The following is a 16,197-nucleotide window of genomic DNA, read 5'->3' on the forward strand; positions in this document are numbered from 1 at the left end:
TCCATCCGTTACGCTCGTGTCATCACAGCTGCCTCACCCTTGCGCGAGTACATTGGTGCGACCCGCAAAGAAGCGCCCGACCAGTTTCGACTTACATGCCCCACGTGCTGCGGATCGCCTGCGCAAGCATGCGGGTTTCGGTGACCAGATCCGTGCCGAACACGGTGGCCTTGTCTTTGTCGTGGCACGCTCGGGCCGCCAGCCACTGCACCTGCAGTCCGTCAGAAAGAGCTACCAGACAGCGCGCGAGAGATCGAGACGGCGCATCCGGTCTTACAGTTCCCGCTTTCTTCCCTTCGTCAAAAGCGCGGGTCAACATTTCAATCGTTGTGGCGAGGTGACCGGTAAACCATTCATGAGCCGGATGCTCATCGCTCACGGCAGCGCCACTCATCACCGAGTAGAGCGCCACCCCGGTGGGATCCTGCACATTCCGTTCAATCAGGTGCACCCACTGGTCAAGGAGCTTCCACGGGTCGTCGGTCGAATCGAGGAGGAATTCCTCGTGAGTTTTCTGGTCACGCTGGGTCAGAACGGCCGCGAAAAGCGCATCCTTGGACGGGAAGTAATGCAGCAACCCGGCTTTGGAGATCTCCGCTGCCCGCGCGATCTCCGCCAGAGATGTTCCCGCATATCCCTGATGAGCGAAAAGCTCGACCGCCTCGTGCAGGACTCGGGCGCGCTTGTCTTCACTGCCGGCGGGAGGACGTCCCGGCTGACGGCGCTTTCGTGGTTCTTCGCGTGTGGCCATAGTGTGATTGTTCCCCGAGGATGGCTCATTTTCAATCACCATGCGCAGCTCACCGGTTTTCGACATGCTGTCACGCTACAAAACAGTAACAAAGCGGCCATATTGCGGGCGCCAGTGCCTCCTCACGCTTCGCGCAGCCACCGACCGGTCCTCTGCGTTTCCTCGCCCCACGGCGCCGCTCACCCTGGGAGCAGCCCATCGACGCCACGCGCCCCGGCGCCACTGCGCAGAGGCACGCGCTCCTTGATGTCACCACCATCCCTGAACCGTCAATCGCCGGCGATGACACGCTTCTGGTCAACGTTTTTACGCCTCATCCCGGCCGCACCGATGCGCGCGCACCCGTCATGGTGTGGATCCACGGCGGTGGATACGTCGCAGGGTCTCCCTCGTCCCCCTGGCACGACGGGAACGCCTTCAACCGCGACGGCATTGTGACGGTCAGCGTGTCGTATCGCCTTGGCTTCGACGGTTTCGGCTGGGTCGACGGCTCCGATGCGCCCACGAACAGAGCGCTGCTCGATCTGATCATGGCGCTGACCTGGGTGCGAGACAATATCGCGAGCTTTGGCGGTGACCCCGATAACGTCACCGTGGCAGGTCACAGCGCGGGAGCAGCCTGCATCCACGCACTCATGGCATCCGGGCAAGCCGAGGGACTATTCCACGCCGCCATCTGTCAATCTCCCCTGCCCATCACGCTGACCGTTGACGACTCTCACGTCACGGCCGTACACATGGCCCTCGCAGCGGGTATCCCCGCCACCCTCGACGGTTGGTGTTCCCTGAGCGAGGAAACCATCTACTCCGCTCAACAGCACCTCATCATCGCGCTGGGCGAGACGGCACAGATGCAGGTTGACGCTGACGGTTGCGATCCGCTCACCATCGAATGCCCGCAGCGTTCCCCCTTCGGCCCCGTCATCGGAGACCCGGTCCTGCCTGATCACCCGGCCGTAATTGCGCGTACGCCCGGCCACACCTCGGTGCCACTGCTGATCGGTTCGACGGCGCACGAGTTCGCAGGTGAAAACGGCACAGGCACTAACCCGGCCACCACCGAGCAGGCCGCAGCCATTGCCTCCGCGCTGCAGACGTGCGGCTGGACCGCGGACGATGCCCGGCGATTCGTCGCACGCTGGAGCGCCTTGCGCGCCCCTCGCCAGATCCTGAACCAAGCGATCAGCACCGAGCCGCTCGTCCACGCCCCGCTTCGTCGCTGCCTGCAGTCCAGGGACGAGGGTGGCGCTGCTACCTGGCGCTACTGTTTTCAATGGCCGTGGCCGCGTCAACTCTCCCAGCACTGCTTCGATCTGCCGTTCTCATTCGATGTGCACCACAATCCAGAAGCCCAGACCGCGCTGGTACGCTTCCCCACTGACATCGAGCCGCCGCAATCCGCGCTCACCAGGCTGCGCAACGGTTTCGACGCGCCGGTTTATGACGGGGAACTGGACGCGGACAGTCTCTCCATGCATGAGGACTGGGTGTATTTCATTCGCCACCACAGTGCGCCGTGGCCGCAGTGGGATCCGCATTCCGCGCAGGTGCGCCTGTACTTCTAGCGACCGGCAGCGTCCGCCTTTCCAGCGCCATCTGCGCCCGCACTCTCAGCAACCACACGTGACAGTGGCGCCGCGGTCCCCTCGTCAATGACCCTGACGAGCGGTAGTGGTGCTAGATGCGCATCCATGCCGCCAATGCAAGCAGGCCGAGCAGGCACCAGCCGCCGAACGACAAAGCACCTTCAGGCCGGTCCGTTTCCACAACCTCACCCGTTGACAGTTCGGCGGTCTGCTCATCCTCGATCTCCTGCACCACCGAATCTGTCAGGCTCGGATCACCCAGCGTGTACATCTGCCCGCCGGTGCGTTCGACCTGCTCCTGCATCTCTTCTGCTTCACCGAAGCTCAGGGACAGGTCCGGGTACAGGCCCGTGACAGTCACGCCGTACTCGATCGCCAGGTCAGTGGCCTCCTGCAGGGTATACAAAGGCGTGCCCTGAATCATGTTGTCGGTGGCGAACAGGACCGTGCGTGAGCGCTCCTTGTCTGTGTGGTCGAAGCCGTACACACAGGACGCCAGGCCGTCACCCGACTGCGAGGAGACGATGTCGGAGGTGTCCGGATCAGGGTCGTTGGGGTCAATATCCCAGATCTTCGGGTCATTGATGTGGCGGAATAAACGCTCCACCTCCGGTGTCATGACCCAGAAACTGTCCGGCATGTTGAAGTTGCCGGAATCGATCGTGTCAATAATCTCGGCAAAGACTTCATGCACCATGTCGTAGTCATCGGTCAGAGGAAACACAATCCAGGAACGGCCCGACCACAGCTGCAGGGAGACACGCTCGCCGGCAAATCCCGACACAATCGAATCGAAGGTTTCAATGATCTGCATGTCGTATGGCAGCATCGACCCTGACGCATCCAGGCACATGATCATGTCACGAGACTGCACGCTCTGGTTATCCACTCGCCGATCAACCGGCGATGCCGCCACCACGGCAGTGCTCAACGTCAAACCCAGCAGCAGCATCACCACACCCAGCAACGCCAGGCGCGAAAGGTTTTGCAGCTGGCGGTACTTCGGCAACGTCCGCACGAACCCACTGTTGGCAACCCACGCTTCGTGGCGGTGAGCGCGCGACCGGTCACGAAAGAAGATCCAGCTGGTCAGCGCCCCTAAAACGACAATGCCGATGACGACGGCAATAAACAGTGGGAATTTCATGAGTCCACCACCCGCCGCGCCTGAGCAATCACGGCACGCGTGTCAGCCTGGTTCTCCTCCTGGAACGAGGGGTCTTCGCACGCGTTCAGCACGTCAGCCAGCTCTGTCCACGTGGGCACCAGCTGGCGGATCTCTTCAACGGTGGCCACTTCCAGGTCACGCCCCGTTCGCTGAGTTCCCAGCGCACGCATCAAACCGGCAACGGCCAGGTGCACGCCGCGTGTGTCCAGGTCGCCCTCGTCCTGCCGGGCGGCAATCTGCGTGAGAAGTTCGTTGTAGCGTTTCTTTTCGGCCTGTGAAATCGTCATCAGTTCGGGGTGGTCCGCTTCGCGCGCATTGCGCCACCTCCACAGGCAGATCGACAGCCATGCAATGACCAGCAGGATCAGGACGCAGCCGGTGATCCACATCCAATGCGGGTAGGTCAGCGTATCCTGCAGCGAATCAGTGGGCACGACCGCTCCTTTCAAGCGCTGTGACAAGGGCACCAGGCACCGCCGCAACCGAATCCATCGACACCTGAGTGACCCCCACTCGCGCCAGCATCTCCGACACTGCCTGCTTGCGTTGACGCGCCACGATCGCGGCCTGCTCCGCCAGTTTCTTGTCACCGATGACGAATTCAGGCAGCTGACCGGCGTTGACGTCGATCACTTCAGTCCCTTTCGGCAAGGATGCCGCCAGCATGTCCCCCACCTGCATGACGATCACGCGGTGACGCACTGTGAGGCGTTTCAGGGCCTGCTCATCGGACAACTGCGGGCGCGTCTCATCTGTCACGATGACGATCAGGGATCGGCGGCGGGTTGCGGCGAACGCCCTCGTCAATAGCCTGTGCATGTCCGAGGGAGGCGCTGTCAGGTCGATGTTCGCCTTGAGCTGGCGCAAAATCATCTCCGCATGCTGGTTGCCGGAGCGAGCGGGCACGTGCCGCAAACGACGTGAATCGCCCGCAACCATACCTACCTGGTCGCCGCGCATGGAAGCCAGCCACGCGACAATGCGGCACGCTTCCAGGGCTACTTCGTTCTTTGACTCCCCCGAAGGTGCGAGGGCGCCCATGGATCGCCCGGCGTCGACCACCAGCATCATCTGCACGTTGGCGGTTGCTTCACGACGCTTGACGATGGGTTCCCCGGCTCGGGCGGTCGCTTTCCAGTCAATGTCCTTGACATCGTCGCCGCGCTGGTAGACCGCCATGTCACGAAACTCCATGCCCCGCCCGGTTCGTTCGGACGAGTGCCGACCTTCCATCACCGACAGGAGACGCCGCATGACAGGCAATTCGACGCGAGTGCCGATTGCCTGGAGCGTGCCGCGAGACGTGCCTGATGCCATGATGCAGATCCTTCTGGGTGTTTACGGCACCGGGACGGCGTTGAAGACAGAATCGATCAGGCGATCCACGTCCACACCGTCAGCGATCGCATCATAGGTGCGGATCATGCGGTGACGCAGCACTGCATGGCGCATCGCTTTGATTTCCTCAGGGGTGACGTAGTTGCGACCTGACATCAAGGCGAGGGCCTGAGAGACGCGCATCAGGGCGATACCGCCACGCGGGGAGGCTCCTACGCGCAGCAGTTTGCTCACCGGCTCGACGTAGCGAGGACCCTGGCCGCGCGTGGTGTTGATGATGTCAACGATGTAAGCCTTCAGGGTGTGGTGAATGAAGACGCGGTTCGTCATCTTCTGCAGCGTTGTCAGATCCTCGAGGCTGATCGGTTCTTCCTGGATCTGCGCATCCATCGTGCCCGCGTCGATGCGTTCGAGGACTTCGAGTTCTTCACGAGGCTGAGGGTAGGTGATAATCTGCTTCATCAGGAAGCGGTCCATCTGAGCTTCGGGCAGAACGTAGGTGCCTTCTTCTTCGATGGGGTTTTGCGTAGCCATGACCATGAAGGGTTTGGGCAATGGGTAGTTCACGCCGCCGATCGTTGTCTGAGCTTCCTGCATGGCCTCGAGCATGGCTGACTGGGTTTTCGCTGAGGAACGGTTGATTTCGTCCAGGAGCACGAGGTTGGCGTGAACAGGTCCGAGCTGCGTGACCATTTCGCCTGTCGCCTGGTTATAGACCTGCGCGCCGATAATGTCATTGGGCATGAGGTCAGGTGTGCATTGGATACGCCTGAAGGATCCGGATACTGCTGAAGCCAGGGTCTGGGCTGCTGTTGTCTTGGCCAGGCCAGGGACGGATTCAAGCAGGATGTGCCCGCGTGCCAGCAGTGACGCGATCAGTGCACGTCGCAGGTCATCCTGTCCCACCACACGGGAAGCGAAAATGCGTTCCACCCGAGACAGCAGGTCTCTGGCGTGGGAGAGTTCCTCGTCAGTCAGATAGTTCGGGCTCTGGCTCATGAACAGTATCTTTCTTCTTCAACTGTGCGATCGACGCACTCATTGTCTCACTTTGGTTGATGCGCCGCTGAGGCTAGTCTACGTTCGAGAAGATCACGATGGCTAGATAAAGACGAAGGGGCCCGTCCGGTTTCCCAGACGAGCCCCTGAACGTTCAGGCTGCGAGTCTCACTGGGAGACTACGCACCACCGATCTGCGGGTTCTGCAGATCGCATCGTCACTTGGCAGCTGCAATGCGATCGCGGAACTTCTTGAGCTGCTCGGTAATTTCTGCCGGCAGATGATCACCGAACTGTTCGAAGTACTTCTCGGTATCATCCATTTCGGCTTCCCACGCCTCAGGATCGATGAAGAACAGCTTGTCCCAAGCCTCTTTGTCAAGATCGAGTCCTTCAAGGTTGAAGTCCTCGAACTTCGGGTACAGGCCGGTGACGCCTTCGATGGCTTCGACCTCGCCGGCTGCGCGGCGAACGATCCAGTCGAGAACGCGGGAGTTGTCGCCGTATCCCGGCCACATGAACTTGCCGTCCTCGTCCTTACGGAACCAGTTGACCTGGTAGACCTTCGGGAACCTGTCGCCCAGTTCCTTCTGCATCTCCAGCCAGTGGCCCCAGTAGTCAGCCATGTTGTATCCGCAGAAGGGCAGCATGGCGAATGGGTCGTGGCGCAGGGAGCCGACTGAACCTTCAGCAGCAGCGGTCTGCTCGGATGCAACGGATGCACCAATGAACACACCGTGTGCAGGCTCGTACTGCTCAGCAACCAACGGAACGTTGGAAGCGCGGCGGCCGCCGAACAGGATTGCGGTGACCGGCACGCCTTCTGGTGCTTCCCAGTCGGGGCAGATGATCGGGCACTGCGATGCTGGAACCGTGAAACGTGAGTTCGGGTGTGCTGCCGGTGCATCGGACTCCGGCGTCCAGTCCTTGCCGTGCCAGTCGATCAGGTGCTCAGGCACGTCGCCGTCGATGCCTTCCCACCACACGTCGCCATCGTCAGTCAGTGCAACGTTGGTGAAGATGGAGTTGGCCTTGGCGGTTTCCATTGCCATCGGGTTGGTCTTGTAGGACGTTCCGGGGGCAACACCGAAGAAGCCGGCTTCCGGGTTGATGGCGCGCAGGGTGCCATCGGGACCGGGGCGCATCCATGCGATATCGTCACCGACGGTCTCAACCTTGTAGCCGTCAATGGTCGGCTGCAGCATAGCGAGGTTGGTCTTGCCACATGCTGACGGGAAGGCAGCGGTGATGTGGTACTGCTCGCCGGTCTTCTCAGAGGTCAGGCGCAGGATGAGCATGTGCTCCGCCATCCAGCCGTCGCGGCGAGCCATCGTCGATGCAATACGCAGTGCGAAGCACTTCTTGCCCAGCAGAGCGTTGCCGCCGTAACCGGAGCCGTAAGACCAGATCTCGTTGGTCTCGGGGAAGTGCGTGATGTACTTTTCGTCGTTGCACGGCCACTCGGTATCGGTCTCGCCCTCGGCAAGCGGCTTGCCGACGGAGTGAACTGCAGGAACCCACGGCTTGCCCTCGTTGATGAGGTCCATAGCCTTGGCACCCATGCGGGTCATGATGCGCATGTTGCACACAACGTACGGTGAGTCGGTGATCTCAATGCCGAGCTGGGAAATCGGGCCACCCAGCGGTCCCATGGAGAACGGCACCACGTACATGGTGCGTCCCTTCATCGCGCCGGTGAACTTCTCCTTCAGAGTTGCCTTCATCTCCTTGGGATCTGCCCAGTGATTCGTCGGGCCGGCGTCTTCTTCCTTCTCGCAGCAGATGAATGTGCGGGATTCGACACGGGCGACGTCAGACGGCAGAGAACGAGCCAGGAAGGAGTTGGGGCGCTTCTCTTCGTTCAGACGCGTGAACATGCCTGAGTCAACCATCTGCTCAGTCAGACGATCCCATTCTTCCTGGGAGCCATCAGAGAACTCGATGGCATCAGGTGTGGTCAGAGCAGCAATCTCGGCCACCCAACTCACGACGTCTTCGGGAGCATTTGATGGCGCTGCGGAGCGGACATCTTGTTCGGTCACGGACATACTTTTGCCTCCTGAGGCACTCGGTACTCCAGGGCGCGGTCACGCCCTCGATCTACGATCCCATCATCTCGCACCATAGGGGTTTTCGCTAGGGCGAATAGTCCCACCGCTGGTGTGTCCGACTCCACATTCACCGCCGGTTTGGCGCACGATTCCGCGCCAGCCTTAGAATAAACGCGTGCGAAAATCCTTATTTAGCTCGCCAGCACACCTGCACGTATGCGCGAGGATTTCGCGAAATTAACTGCTTGTGTGAAACTTGCAGCGATTTGCCCTAATGTTAACTATGTCTGACAGACATGTGAATACTGGGAGTCCGTATGCCTTTACGTAAGTCCGATGGGCCGTCGTTTTTCGATCTACTCACTAAGCAAGCAGCACTTTTAGTATCAGCTGTCGATCTTCTGGGATCCATGCTCGGCTCACTGCCCCTGGAGCGAGTCGCCCTCCGCGACAAGCTTCACGAAATTGAACACGAGGCAGATGAGCTTAACCATGCGTTAACGAAAAAGCTCAATATGTCGTTCGTGACCCCGTTCGACCGTGAAGACCTCGGCTTCCTTGCCGGTCGGCTCGACGACTGCATGGACTACATGGACGAGGCTGGCGACCTGATCGTGCTGTACGGCCTCGACGACATTCCCGAGGACGTCGCCACGCTGCTCGCAGCACAGATCAACGTTCTGGTGCGCTGCGCAGATCAGACCGCGACCGCTCTGCCCGGCCTGAAGTCTCCACTTGACCTGCGTGACTACTGGGTGGAGATCAACCGCCTCGAAAACGAGGGTGACAAGGCCTACCGTCACACTCTGACAGCACTGTTCGACTCCTCTCTGGATCCAGTCACCATCATCAAACTCAAAGACGTCGTGCAGGTTCTTGAGCGAGGAACCGACGCATTTGAGGACCTCGCCAACGGTATTGAAGCCATTGCCGTGAAGGAGTCCTGAAGCGGTGGATCTCAATCTGATCCTTGTCGTAATGGTGATCGTCATCGCCCTGATTTTCGACTTCACCAACGGATTTCACGATGCTGCCAACGCAATCGCGACGTCCGTGTCGACCCGCGCGCTGACCCCCCGCGTCGCCTTGATCATGGCCGCCGTCATGAACATCTTCGGCGCGCTCATGGGCACGGAAGTAGCCAAGACTATCGGTGAAGGCATCATCGACATCTCTCACTACTCTCTGTCAACGGATACGGGTCTGCAACGCGAGGGCCTCGTCATTGTTCTGGCAGCCCTGGTGGGGGCCTGCACGTGGAACCTGATTACGTGGTGGTTTGGGTTGCCGTCCTCGTCATCGCATGCGTTGATCGGCGGTCTGGTCGGTGCCGGGCTTGCGTCCGCGACTGCCGTGAAGTGGACCGGTATCGTGCAGCACGTCATCGTCCCCATGTTTGCCTCCCCCGTCATTGGCTTCCTGCTGGGTTTCATCCTCATGAAGGTTGTGCTGTGGTTGTTCGCAAACTTCCCGTATCACCGCACGATGCGTAACTTCCGCCTGGCGCAGACACTGTCAGCTGCAGCAATGGCATTGGGTCATGGTCTGCAGGATGCTCAAAAGACGATGGGTGTCATCGTCATGGCCCTCATTGCAGGCGGCTACGGTGAGACCCACCAGGTGTTCGACCCTGCCACCGGCGACATGCAGATTCCTCTGTGGGTCAAGCTCGCCGCGGCTGGCGCAATCTCGCTGGGCACATACTCGGGCGGCTGGCGAATCATGCGCACCCTTGGCCGCAAAATCATCGACCTGGATCCTGCACGCGGTTTCGTTGCGGAGACCATTTCTGCCGCCGTGCTCTACCTGTCGGCGTTCGTCTTCCACGCACCGATTTCGACGACGCACACCATCACCTCGGCAATTCTGGGCGTGGGTTCAACCCGGCGATTCTCAGCGGTGCGCTGGGGCGTGGCTGGAAACATCGTGATCGCATGGTTCCTGACACTGCCCGCTGCGGCGGCAGTGGCGGCAGTGCTGTTCTTCGCCATCCACGGTCTGGTTGGCATCGTCTAGAAGCACGTACGCTCGCTGCGCAGTCCCCGCCGAATCACACGTGCTCCCTCTGAGCGTCCGCACCGGACTTTTCGACAATTTCGCGCCGGTTTTCGTCGAAAATTCTCTATCTTTTTCATACCCCGTTCGATACCATGAAAGTGTCCTGACAACTCAGCTGTCGCCTCCGTTGCAGGTGGCGTTTTCCTCTCATCCACTCATTTACGAGGGCGACTGCGCGACGCTAAGTGAGAACGATATGCTGAACTTTCAAGACCTTTCTTCTTCGCATCGCCCGACATCACGAACCGTGTGTGCAGCATTGAGTGCATGCGGGTTCGCAGTGGCGGCATCCATGCTGGCCGGGTGTTCGTTCCTCGGATCGGGTAACGACACGTCAGCTTTTGACCTGAAGGTTGGCCAGTGTATCGAGGCCCCGCCTGAAGATGAGATCGTGGAATCCCTGCCCGTGGTTGAATGCTCGGAACCCCATGTCGGCGAAGTCATGTACGACTATGAGATTGACGCCCCGGAGTACTCTGAGTCGCTGTCGGATGAGGCCACCGTTGAGTGCGCGAAGCACTTCGAAGAATATGTCGGTGTCCCTTTGGAAGCCTCGCAGTTGGACGTGGCGCCGTTGAGCCCATCTGAAGATTCATGGAAAGAAGGCGACCGCGTGGTTTCCTGCCTCATTTTCCACGAGACTGGCCAGACACTGAATCAGTCAGTTAGGGATTCCAAGATGTAATGCTCCGCGTAAAGGTTGAAAACGCGATAATCGTGGGGCGCCCTCGCCAGTGATTGACGTGGGCGCCCCACGGCATACAAAACCCGGCGGGCAACCCCTCACCCTATGTCTGACAGTAGGCCGCGAGGCCTCATAAGTGGTGAGAAGCTGCCCGCCGGAAGCATTGCCGGGCCAGGAAGCCCGCGATCTTATCCGAAGCGTCCGGAGATGTAGTCCTCGGTCGCCTGCTTGGACGGATTCGAGAAGATCGTCTCGGTGTCGTCGAATTCGACGAGCTCGCCGGAGCCGCCCGTTTCCTTCAGGTTGAAGAAACCGGTCTTGTCCGACACACGCGATGCCTGCTGCATGTTGTGCGTGACGATAACGATCGTGTACTCCGACTTCAGCTCGTTCATCAGGTCCTCAATGGCGAGCGTGGAGATCGGGTCGAGAGCCGAACACGGCTCGTCCATCAGAAGGACCTCGGGGCGCACCGCGATGGCGCGTGCAATACACAGACGCTGCTGCTGGCCACCAGACAGTGAAGATCCCGGGATGTCCAGCCTGTCTTTAACTTCGTTCCACAGGTTCGCACCGCGAAGTGACTTTTCAACGATCTCGTCCTGCATCGCCTTGTTCATACGTCGCGCGTTGAGCTTCATGCCAGCGAGCACGTTCTCACGAATCGACATCGTGGGGAACGGGTTGGCGCGCTGGAACACCATGCCGACATGGCGACGCACCTGGACGGGGTCGATCTTCTTGTCGTAGATGTCGACGCCTTCCAGCTCAACTTTGCCTTCCACATGCGCACCGGGGATCACCTCGTGCATGCGGTTCAGGGAACGCAGGAATGTCGACTTGCCACATCCTGATGGGCCAATCAACGCGGTGATCGCGTGGCGTGGAATTTCCACCGTCACATCTTTCACGGCAAGAAAATCGCCGTAGTAGATCTGTTCATCGGTGATATTGAAACACGTCGTCATCGTTTTAACTCCGTCTTTTTTCACTGTCAGATTTGAAGGCGACGCGTCACGTGGCTCATCGTGAGCGCGTTCCGTCTGCGTTGCCACGGCTGTCTGTGTGCCCTGCCCCGCGGGATTATCCATTGTGCTCATCGTTTAGCGTCCTCCCTTGGGAGCAAAAATCTTGGCGATCACTCGGGCAATCAGGTTCAGAACCATCACCAACAGGATGAGGACGAGGGCGGCCGCCCACGCGCGTTCATAGTTGATGGTGGGTACGCAGTTAGCGACACCTTCTCGACAGGTGGCCAGGCCCTGCGAGTACTGTCGGTAGATGTACACCGGCAGTGTCGCCATGCGGCCGTCCATCACATTGACGTTCATGCGTCCAATGAAGCCTGCGGTGATCAGCAGCGGGGCTGTTTCACCGATGACGCGGGCGATAGCCAGCATGACGGAGGTAGTCAGGCCTGCTGCAGCGGTACGCAGTACGACTTTCACCACGACACGCCACTTTGGCACGCCCAGAGCGTAGGCAGCTTCACGCAGTTCGTTAGGAACCAGGCGCAGCATTTCCTCACTGGAACGCACCACTGTCGGGATCATCAACACCGACAAGGCGATCGCGCCGATGATGCCTGCTCGATAGGAGGGGTCGTACAACATGAAGATCGAGGCGGCGAACAGACCAGCAACGATCGAGGGGATGCCGGTCATGACGTCGACGAAAAATGTCGTGGCCTTCGACAGGAGCCCGTTGTTACCGTATTCGACCAGGTAGATTGCCGTGAAGATACCGATCGGCGCAGAAATCAGTGTCGCCCACAGCGTCACGAGGGTCGTTCCGACCAGTGCGTGGGCGATACCGCCGCCCACTTTACCGCCGAACATGCCGACCATATCGCTGACGAGGAATTCCCACGTGGTGCGCAGGTAGCCATTACTGATCACCGTGACCAACACCGTGACCAGCGGAATCATGGCAAGAGCGAATGCGACAGTCACCAGAACTGTCACGAAGCCATTGGTGAGTTTTCTTCCGATTGGCAGCGACTCATGGATCGGGCTCTGATGGCCGCGATTGTTGTCTGAATCGGAAACGTCCTTCGGCGAAGTGTTCGTACCAAGTGTTGCTGTGCTCATCAGTTCGCTCCTGAGAATGCGGCTCGACGCGAGACGATCCAGCGCGCAATCGAGTTGACGATGAGGGTGATCGCGAACAGAGCAAGACCCGTTGCGATCAGAGCCGACGAGTTGATGCCCGTTGATTCGGGGAACTGCAAGGCAATGTTGGCCGCAATCGTGGAGTGCTGACCTGCCTCGAGGATGTGCCATGAAATATTGCTGCCGACTGACAGCACCATGACGACAGCCATTGTTTCACCAAGAGCTCGGCCAAGGCCCAGCATGGACGCTGACACGATACCGGAGCGTCCGAACGGCAGAACGGCCATCTTGATCATTTCCCACTTCGTGGCACCAAGGGCCAAAGCAGCCTCTTCGTGCAGGCGCGGGGTCTGCAGGAAGACCTCTCGCGACACGGAAGTAATGATGGGCAAAATCATGACAGCAAGGATCACCACCGCGGAGGCGAGTACACGGCCCGTTGGGGACACTGTGCCGGCGAAGAGTGGGAACCAGTCGAAGTACTTACCCAGGAAGTCATAGAGCGGCATGAGGATCGGGATCAACCAGATCGCACCCCAGAGGCCGTAAATAACGGACGGAACTGCCGCAAGCAGGTCAACGAGGTATCCAAGAACCTGGCTGATACGCGGAGGTGCGTAATGGGAAATAAAGAGGGCGACACCGACTGCAACAGGAACGGACAGGAGCAGTGCCAGCACTGCTGCCAGGATCGTGCCGAATATCTGCGGCGCCGTGAACTTCCAAATCGTGACTTCCTCAGCCGACCCCATCATCTTGAAACGCAGGGAAGGGTCGGAAATCGCGGGCCACGCCCGCAGCAGTAGGAAGATCGCTACTGCTGCGAGCGTGCACAAGATTAACGAAGCAGCGGCGGTTGAGAGGCCAGCGAAAACCTTGTTACCGATTCTCCCTGGCGTTCTCTCCCAGCTCTTATTCTTCGTTGTTGTAGGTGTCGTAACCAACGCGAACCTGTACCTTACTTGATCTGGTCCAGAACGCCGTTGATTTCACTGCGCATTGCTTCGGAAATGGGAGCCGCACCAGCGTTGTCGGCTGCCATCTGCTGGCCTTCCTCGGAAGCCTGGTATCCGATGAATGCCTTGACCAGTTCGGCCTCGTTCGCATCCTCGTAGGTGGAGCACACGATTGAGTAGGAGATCAGAATCAGCGGGTAGGAGTCGTTCGTCTCGGGCACGCGGTTCACGGACAGTGCGATGTCGTTGGCATCGCGATCCGCAACGCGCTCAGCCGTTTCAGCGGCCTTGGCTGCTGTCTCAGCGGAGAAGGAGACGTAGGTTCCGTCGGCTGCTGCCAGTGCGACAGTTCCGAGGTTGCCGGCCTGAGAAGCATCGGCGTAGCCGATGGTGCCGTTACCGGCCTGGACGGCCTGGACAAGTCCAGAGGTCTTGTCACCGGATTCGCCACCGGAGACTGGCCATTCCTTGCCTGGATCCGTCGGCCATGCCTCGGGAGCAGCTGAGTGCAGGTAGTCGGTGAAGTTCTCGGTCGTACCTGACTTGTCGGAACGGTGAACAGGGGTGATGGCGAGATCTGGGAGCTTCGCATCCGGGTTTGCCTTGGCAATTGCCGGATCGTTCCAGTTGGTGATTTCGCCGGCGAAGATCTTGGCGATGGTTGCGGCATCCATGTTCAGGGAGTCGACACCCTCAAGGTTGAAGATGACGGCAACCGGGGAGATGTACACCGGAAGGTCCCATGCAGGTCCACCACAGCGTGCTTCGGCTGCTGCGATCTCGTCGCCTTCAAGCGGGGCGTCCGATCCGGCCCATGCGACCTGCTTGCTGGTGAACTGTGTGATACCGGTACCTGAGCCAACTGCCTCGTAGGAAACAGTCACATCAGGGTTAAGTTCGTTGAAGCCTGCCTTCCAAGCTTCCATCGCGGCTTCCTGGGAGGACGCACCCGAACCGGCAACCGAACCTGAGAGGTCAGTCGCAGGTGCAACTTCATCCTGAGCTGACTGAGAGTCGCCGGATGCTCCGTTGTCCGCGCCTGTGCTTTCCGCTTTGTCTCCGCCGCCGCAAGCAGCCAGAGCGAGCGTCATGGTGGTGGCACCTGCCAGAGTGGCGAGAAGCTTTGTACGAGCATGCACTGTCATTGATCATCTTCCGTTCTGCCGCCACTGTGGCGGCGCGTTGACGATAGACCCGGAATGTCCCGGATATTGCTCACGCTAAGAGGGGGAAGTGACAGCAAAGCCGGTTAAAGATGAACAAATGGTGAACTTGCACGTGAGGGTGCCCACACAGTTATAAAGTTGTAACCTTTGCCCGGTTTTTAGGGCCTGAAATTCATTCAAACGTGACAATTCCGGACGCGATTTGCGCCCATCAGAGCGTCGCCAGCTTGGTGAGAGGGCGATACGTTTCCACGGCAACAACGCACGGGCCGCCCTCGTGCATGACGATATGAGCCAGGAGCATCTGAGCAGTCTTGAGCCACGGCGACTCCGCTGGGAACGCGGCGTGCAACGATGAGGGCGAGTACGAGCGTATCGGCTCAAACAGGGCAGGCAGCGTGGGCCTGTGCGCGCAGATAATCGTCGGCGCGGACCCGGGGTTTTCAATTGCTTCATTGACGAGGGCGGAGCCTGCGGCCGGGTTGTCTGTCATCGCGCTTTCATCCAGCTCGTCGAACAGCTCCATGCCGATGCCGGTCAGTGACGCGTACGGTCCGACGGTGGACGCACAGCGTCGCCACGACGAGGACAGGACCTTCGTGATGCCAAATGCTGACATGAGATCGATCAAGTCGATGCTCTGGCGAACGCCGATACGCGCCAGGGGGCGATCCGCATCCGACCCTTCCCAACGCCCGCGCTTCACGGCCTTTGAGTGGCGCACAATGGCCAGCGTGGAGCTGACAAGTCCACCGCTTTCAGCCAGAGCTACGAGCTCATCCAGCAGACGACGATCGCCTCGGCGGGTCAACGTGCGGCGTGCAAGTGACGGGCTCACCCAGCGCGTATTGTCGATCTCGCGGCGGGAGGCCTGATGGACAGGCGGGCGGCTGAGCAGTGCCGGAGAATCGGGCTGGCAGGCCTGTCCGACCCAGTAGTGGACCTCCTTGATGTGGCCCGCGCCAAGTCGGTAGCGCTGAATGGTCAGTGGCGCTCCCAGCGTGACCGGCAGGCCGGTTTCTTCTTCCACTTCCCGCACGGCGGCCACCGGCAGCGGCTCGTTGAGTTCAGTCTTACCTTTGGGCCACGACCAGTCGTTGTAGCGCGGCCGATGGACCAGCAGGACCTCTATGTCATCGGGATCAATGACGTCACCGAGGGTGGCGTCGCGGTCAGACTGCGTAAATCTCCACACCAATGCACCGGCGGCTCTGACTAGCCGGCTCGGTATCGGTGACGGATGGGAACGGGACACGTCATAAGCGTATCTGACCCAGTGCCATGATGCCGACGATGGGCAAAAATACGATCGACTCCACGCGGTG

15 protein-coding genes are annotated in these 16,197 nt (G+C 59.8%); 4 read left to right on the plus strand and 11 right to left on the minus strand.

The genetic code is table 11. The features are described 5' to 3' along the window. Nucleotides 1-91: 91 nt before the first annotated feature. A complete protein-coding gene (locus BN3002_RS07415; protein WP_157886394.1) occupies nt 92-751 on the minus strand; it encodes a TetR/AcrR family transcriptional regulator in 660 nt (219 codons plus the stop codon). A gap of 101 nt (nt 752-852) precedes the next feature. Between BN3002_RS07415 and BN3002_RS07420 the strand changes: the two genes are divergently transcribed. Then, on the plus strand, nt 853-2,316 hold the full coding sequence (locus BN3002_RS07420) for a carboxylesterase family protein (RefSeq protein ID WP_082628594.1): 1,464 nt from the start codon (nt 853-855) through the stop codon (nt 2,314-2,316). Nucleotides 2,317-2,428: 112 nt separating this feature from the next. On the opposite strand, the gene BN3002_RS07425 is transcribed toward BN3002_RS07420, so the two are convergent. From BN3002_RS07425 to BN3002_RS07445, 5 genes are all read right to left on the minus strand, one after another. Further along, nucleotides 2,429-3,484, minus strand: a complete 1,056-nt coding sequence (locus BN3002_RS07425; protein ID WP_058237324.1) for a vWA domain-containing protein — start codon at nt 3,482-3,484, stop codon at nt 2,429-2,431. Beyond that, nucleotides 3,481-3,939 carry a hypothetical protein gene (locus tag BN3002_RS07430; protein ID WP_058237325.1) on the minus strand — a complete coding sequence of 153 codons (459 nt, stop codon included), beginning with the start codon at nt 3,937-3,939 and terminating at the stop codon, nt 3,481-3,483. The genes BN3002_RS07425 and BN3002_RS07430 overlap by 4 nt, the downstream gene beginning before the upstream one ends. Continuing rightward, complete coding sequence (locus BN3002_RS07435) at nt 3,929-4,822, minus strand: DUF58 domain-containing protein (RefSeq protein ID WP_058237326.1); 894 nt, start codon at nt 4,820-4,822, stop codon at nt 3,929-3,931. Before BN3002_RS07435 ends, BN3002_RS07430 begins: the two co-directional genes overlap by 11 nt. Nucleotides 4,823-4,843: 21 nt before the next feature. Next, nucleotides 4,844-5,842: an AAA family ATPase gene (locus BN3002_RS07440; RefSeq protein WP_058237327.1), complete on the minus strand. Its 999-nt coding sequence runs from the start codon at nt 5,840-5,842 to the stop codon at nt 4,844-4,846. Between the two features lie 218 nt (nt 5,843-6,060). After that, entirely contained in the window at nt 6,061-7,890 is a 1,830-nt protein-coding gene (locus tag BN3002_RS07445; RefSeq protein WP_058237328.1) for a phosphoenolpyruvate carboxykinase (GTP), read from the minus strand. A gap of 320 nt (nt 7,891-8,210) precedes the next feature. On the opposite strand from BN3002_RS07445, the gene BN3002_RS07450 reads away from it, so the two are divergent. The 3 genes from BN3002_RS07450 (at nt 8,211) to BN3002_RS07460 (ending at nt 10,636) form a co-directional block, all read left to right on the plus strand. After that, complete coding sequence (locus BN3002_RS07450; protein ID WP_058237329.1) at nt 8,211-8,840, plus strand: DUF47 domain-containing protein; 630 nt, start codon at nt 8,211-8,213, stop codon at nt 8,838-8,840. A gap of 4 nt (nt 8,841-8,844) precedes the next feature. Then, on the plus strand, nt 8,845-9,909 hold the full coding sequence (locus BN3002_RS07455; protein ID WP_058237330.1) for an inorganic phosphate transporter: 1,065 nt from the start codon (nt 8,845-8,847) through the stop codon (nt 9,907-9,909). Between the two features lie 238 nt (nt 9,910-10,147). Further along, the gene (locus BN3002_RS07460; protein WP_058237331.1) at nt 10,148-10,636 is read left to right on the plus strand and encodes a septum formation family protein; all 489 of its coding nucleotides are present in this window, start codon (nt 10,148-10,150) and stop codon (nt 10,634-10,636) included. A 188-nt stretch (nt 10,637-10,824) separates the two neighbouring features. Here the strand turns inward: BN3002_RS07460 and pstB are convergent, their stop codons facing one another. From pstB to BN3002_RS07485, 5 genes are all read right to left on the minus strand, one after another. Beyond that, nucleotides 10,825-11,604, minus strand: a complete 780-nt coding sequence (gene pstB / locus BN3002_RS07465; protein ID WP_058237898.1) for a phosphate ABC transporter ATP-binding protein PstB — start codon at nt 11,602-11,604, stop codon at nt 10,825-10,827. Nucleotides 11,605-11,739: 135 nt separating this feature from the next. Beyond that, nucleotides 11,740-12,726, minus strand: a complete 987-nt coding sequence (gene pstA, locus BN3002_RS07470) for a phosphate ABC transporter permease PstA (RefSeq protein ID WP_082628595.1) — start codon at nt 12,724-12,726, stop codon at nt 11,740-11,742. Beyond that, the gene (gene pstC / locus BN3002_RS07475; protein ID WP_058237332.1) at nt 12,726-13,694 is read right to left on the minus strand and encodes a phosphate ABC transporter permease subunit PstC; all 969 of its coding nucleotides are present in this window, start codon (nt 13,692-13,694) and stop codon (nt 12,726-12,728) included. Before pstC ends, pstA begins: the two co-directional genes overlap by 1 nt. Nucleotides 13,695-13,708: 14 nt before the next feature. Beyond that, complete coding sequence (pstS, locus tag BN3002_RS07480) at nt 13,709-14,851, minus strand: phosphate ABC transporter substrate-binding protein PstS (protein ID WP_058237333.1); 1,143 nt, start codon at nt 14,849-14,851, stop codon at nt 13,709-13,711. A gap of 232 nt (nt 14,852-15,083) precedes the next feature. Then, nucleotides 15,084-16,127, minus strand: a complete 1,044-nt coding sequence (locus BN3002_RS07485) for an NUDIX hydrolase (protein WP_058237334.1) — start codon at nt 16,125-16,127, stop codon at nt 15,084-15,086. Between the last annotated feature and the right edge of the window lie 70 nt (nt 16,128-16,197).

The organism is Actinomyces ihuae (genome assembly GCF_001457875.1).
Taxonomy (GTDB): Bacteria; Actinomycetota; Actinomycetes; order Actinomycetales; family Actinomycetaceae; genus Pauljensenia; species Pauljensenia radingae_A.

Coding starts and splice junctions, on each gene's coding strand:
- BN3002_RS07415 (WP_157886394.1), bottom strand. CDS start 751: ATGGCCACACGCGAAGAACCACGAAAGCGCCGTCAGCCGGGACGTCCT.
- BN3002_RS07425 (WP_058237324.1), bottom strand. CDS start 3,484: ATGAAATTCCCACTGTTTATTGCCGTCGTCATCGGCATTGTCGTTTTA.
- BN3002_RS07435 (WP_058237326.1), bottom strand. CDS start 4,822: ATGGCATCAGGCACGTCTCGCGGCACGCTCCAGGCAATCGGCACTCGC.
- BN3002_RS07440 (WP_058237327.1), bottom strand. CDS start 5,842: ATGAGCCAGAGCCCGAACTATCTGACTGACGAGGAACTCTCCCACGCC.
- BN3002_RS07445 (WP_058237328.1), bottom strand. CDS start 7,890: ATGTCCGTGACCGAACAAGATGTCCGCTCCGCAGCGCCATCAAATGCT.
- BN3002_RS07450 (WP_058237329.1), top strand. CDS start 8,211: ATGCCTTTACGTAAGTCCGATGGGCCGTCGTTTTTCGATCTACTCACT.
- BN3002_RS07460 (WP_058237331.1), top strand. CDS start 10,148: ATGCTGAACTTTCAAGACCTTTCTTCTTCGCATCGCCCGACATCACGA.
- pstB (WP_058237898.1), bottom strand. CDS start 11,604: ATGACGACGTGTTTCAATATCACCGATGAACAGATCTACTACGGCGAT.
- pstA (WP_082628595.1), bottom strand. CDS start 12,726: ATGAGCACAGCAACACTTGGTACGAACACTTCGCCGAAGGACGTTTCC.
- pstS (WP_058237333.1), bottom strand. CDS start 14,851: ATGACAGTGCATGCTCGTACAAAGCTTCTCGCCACTCTGGCAGGTGCC.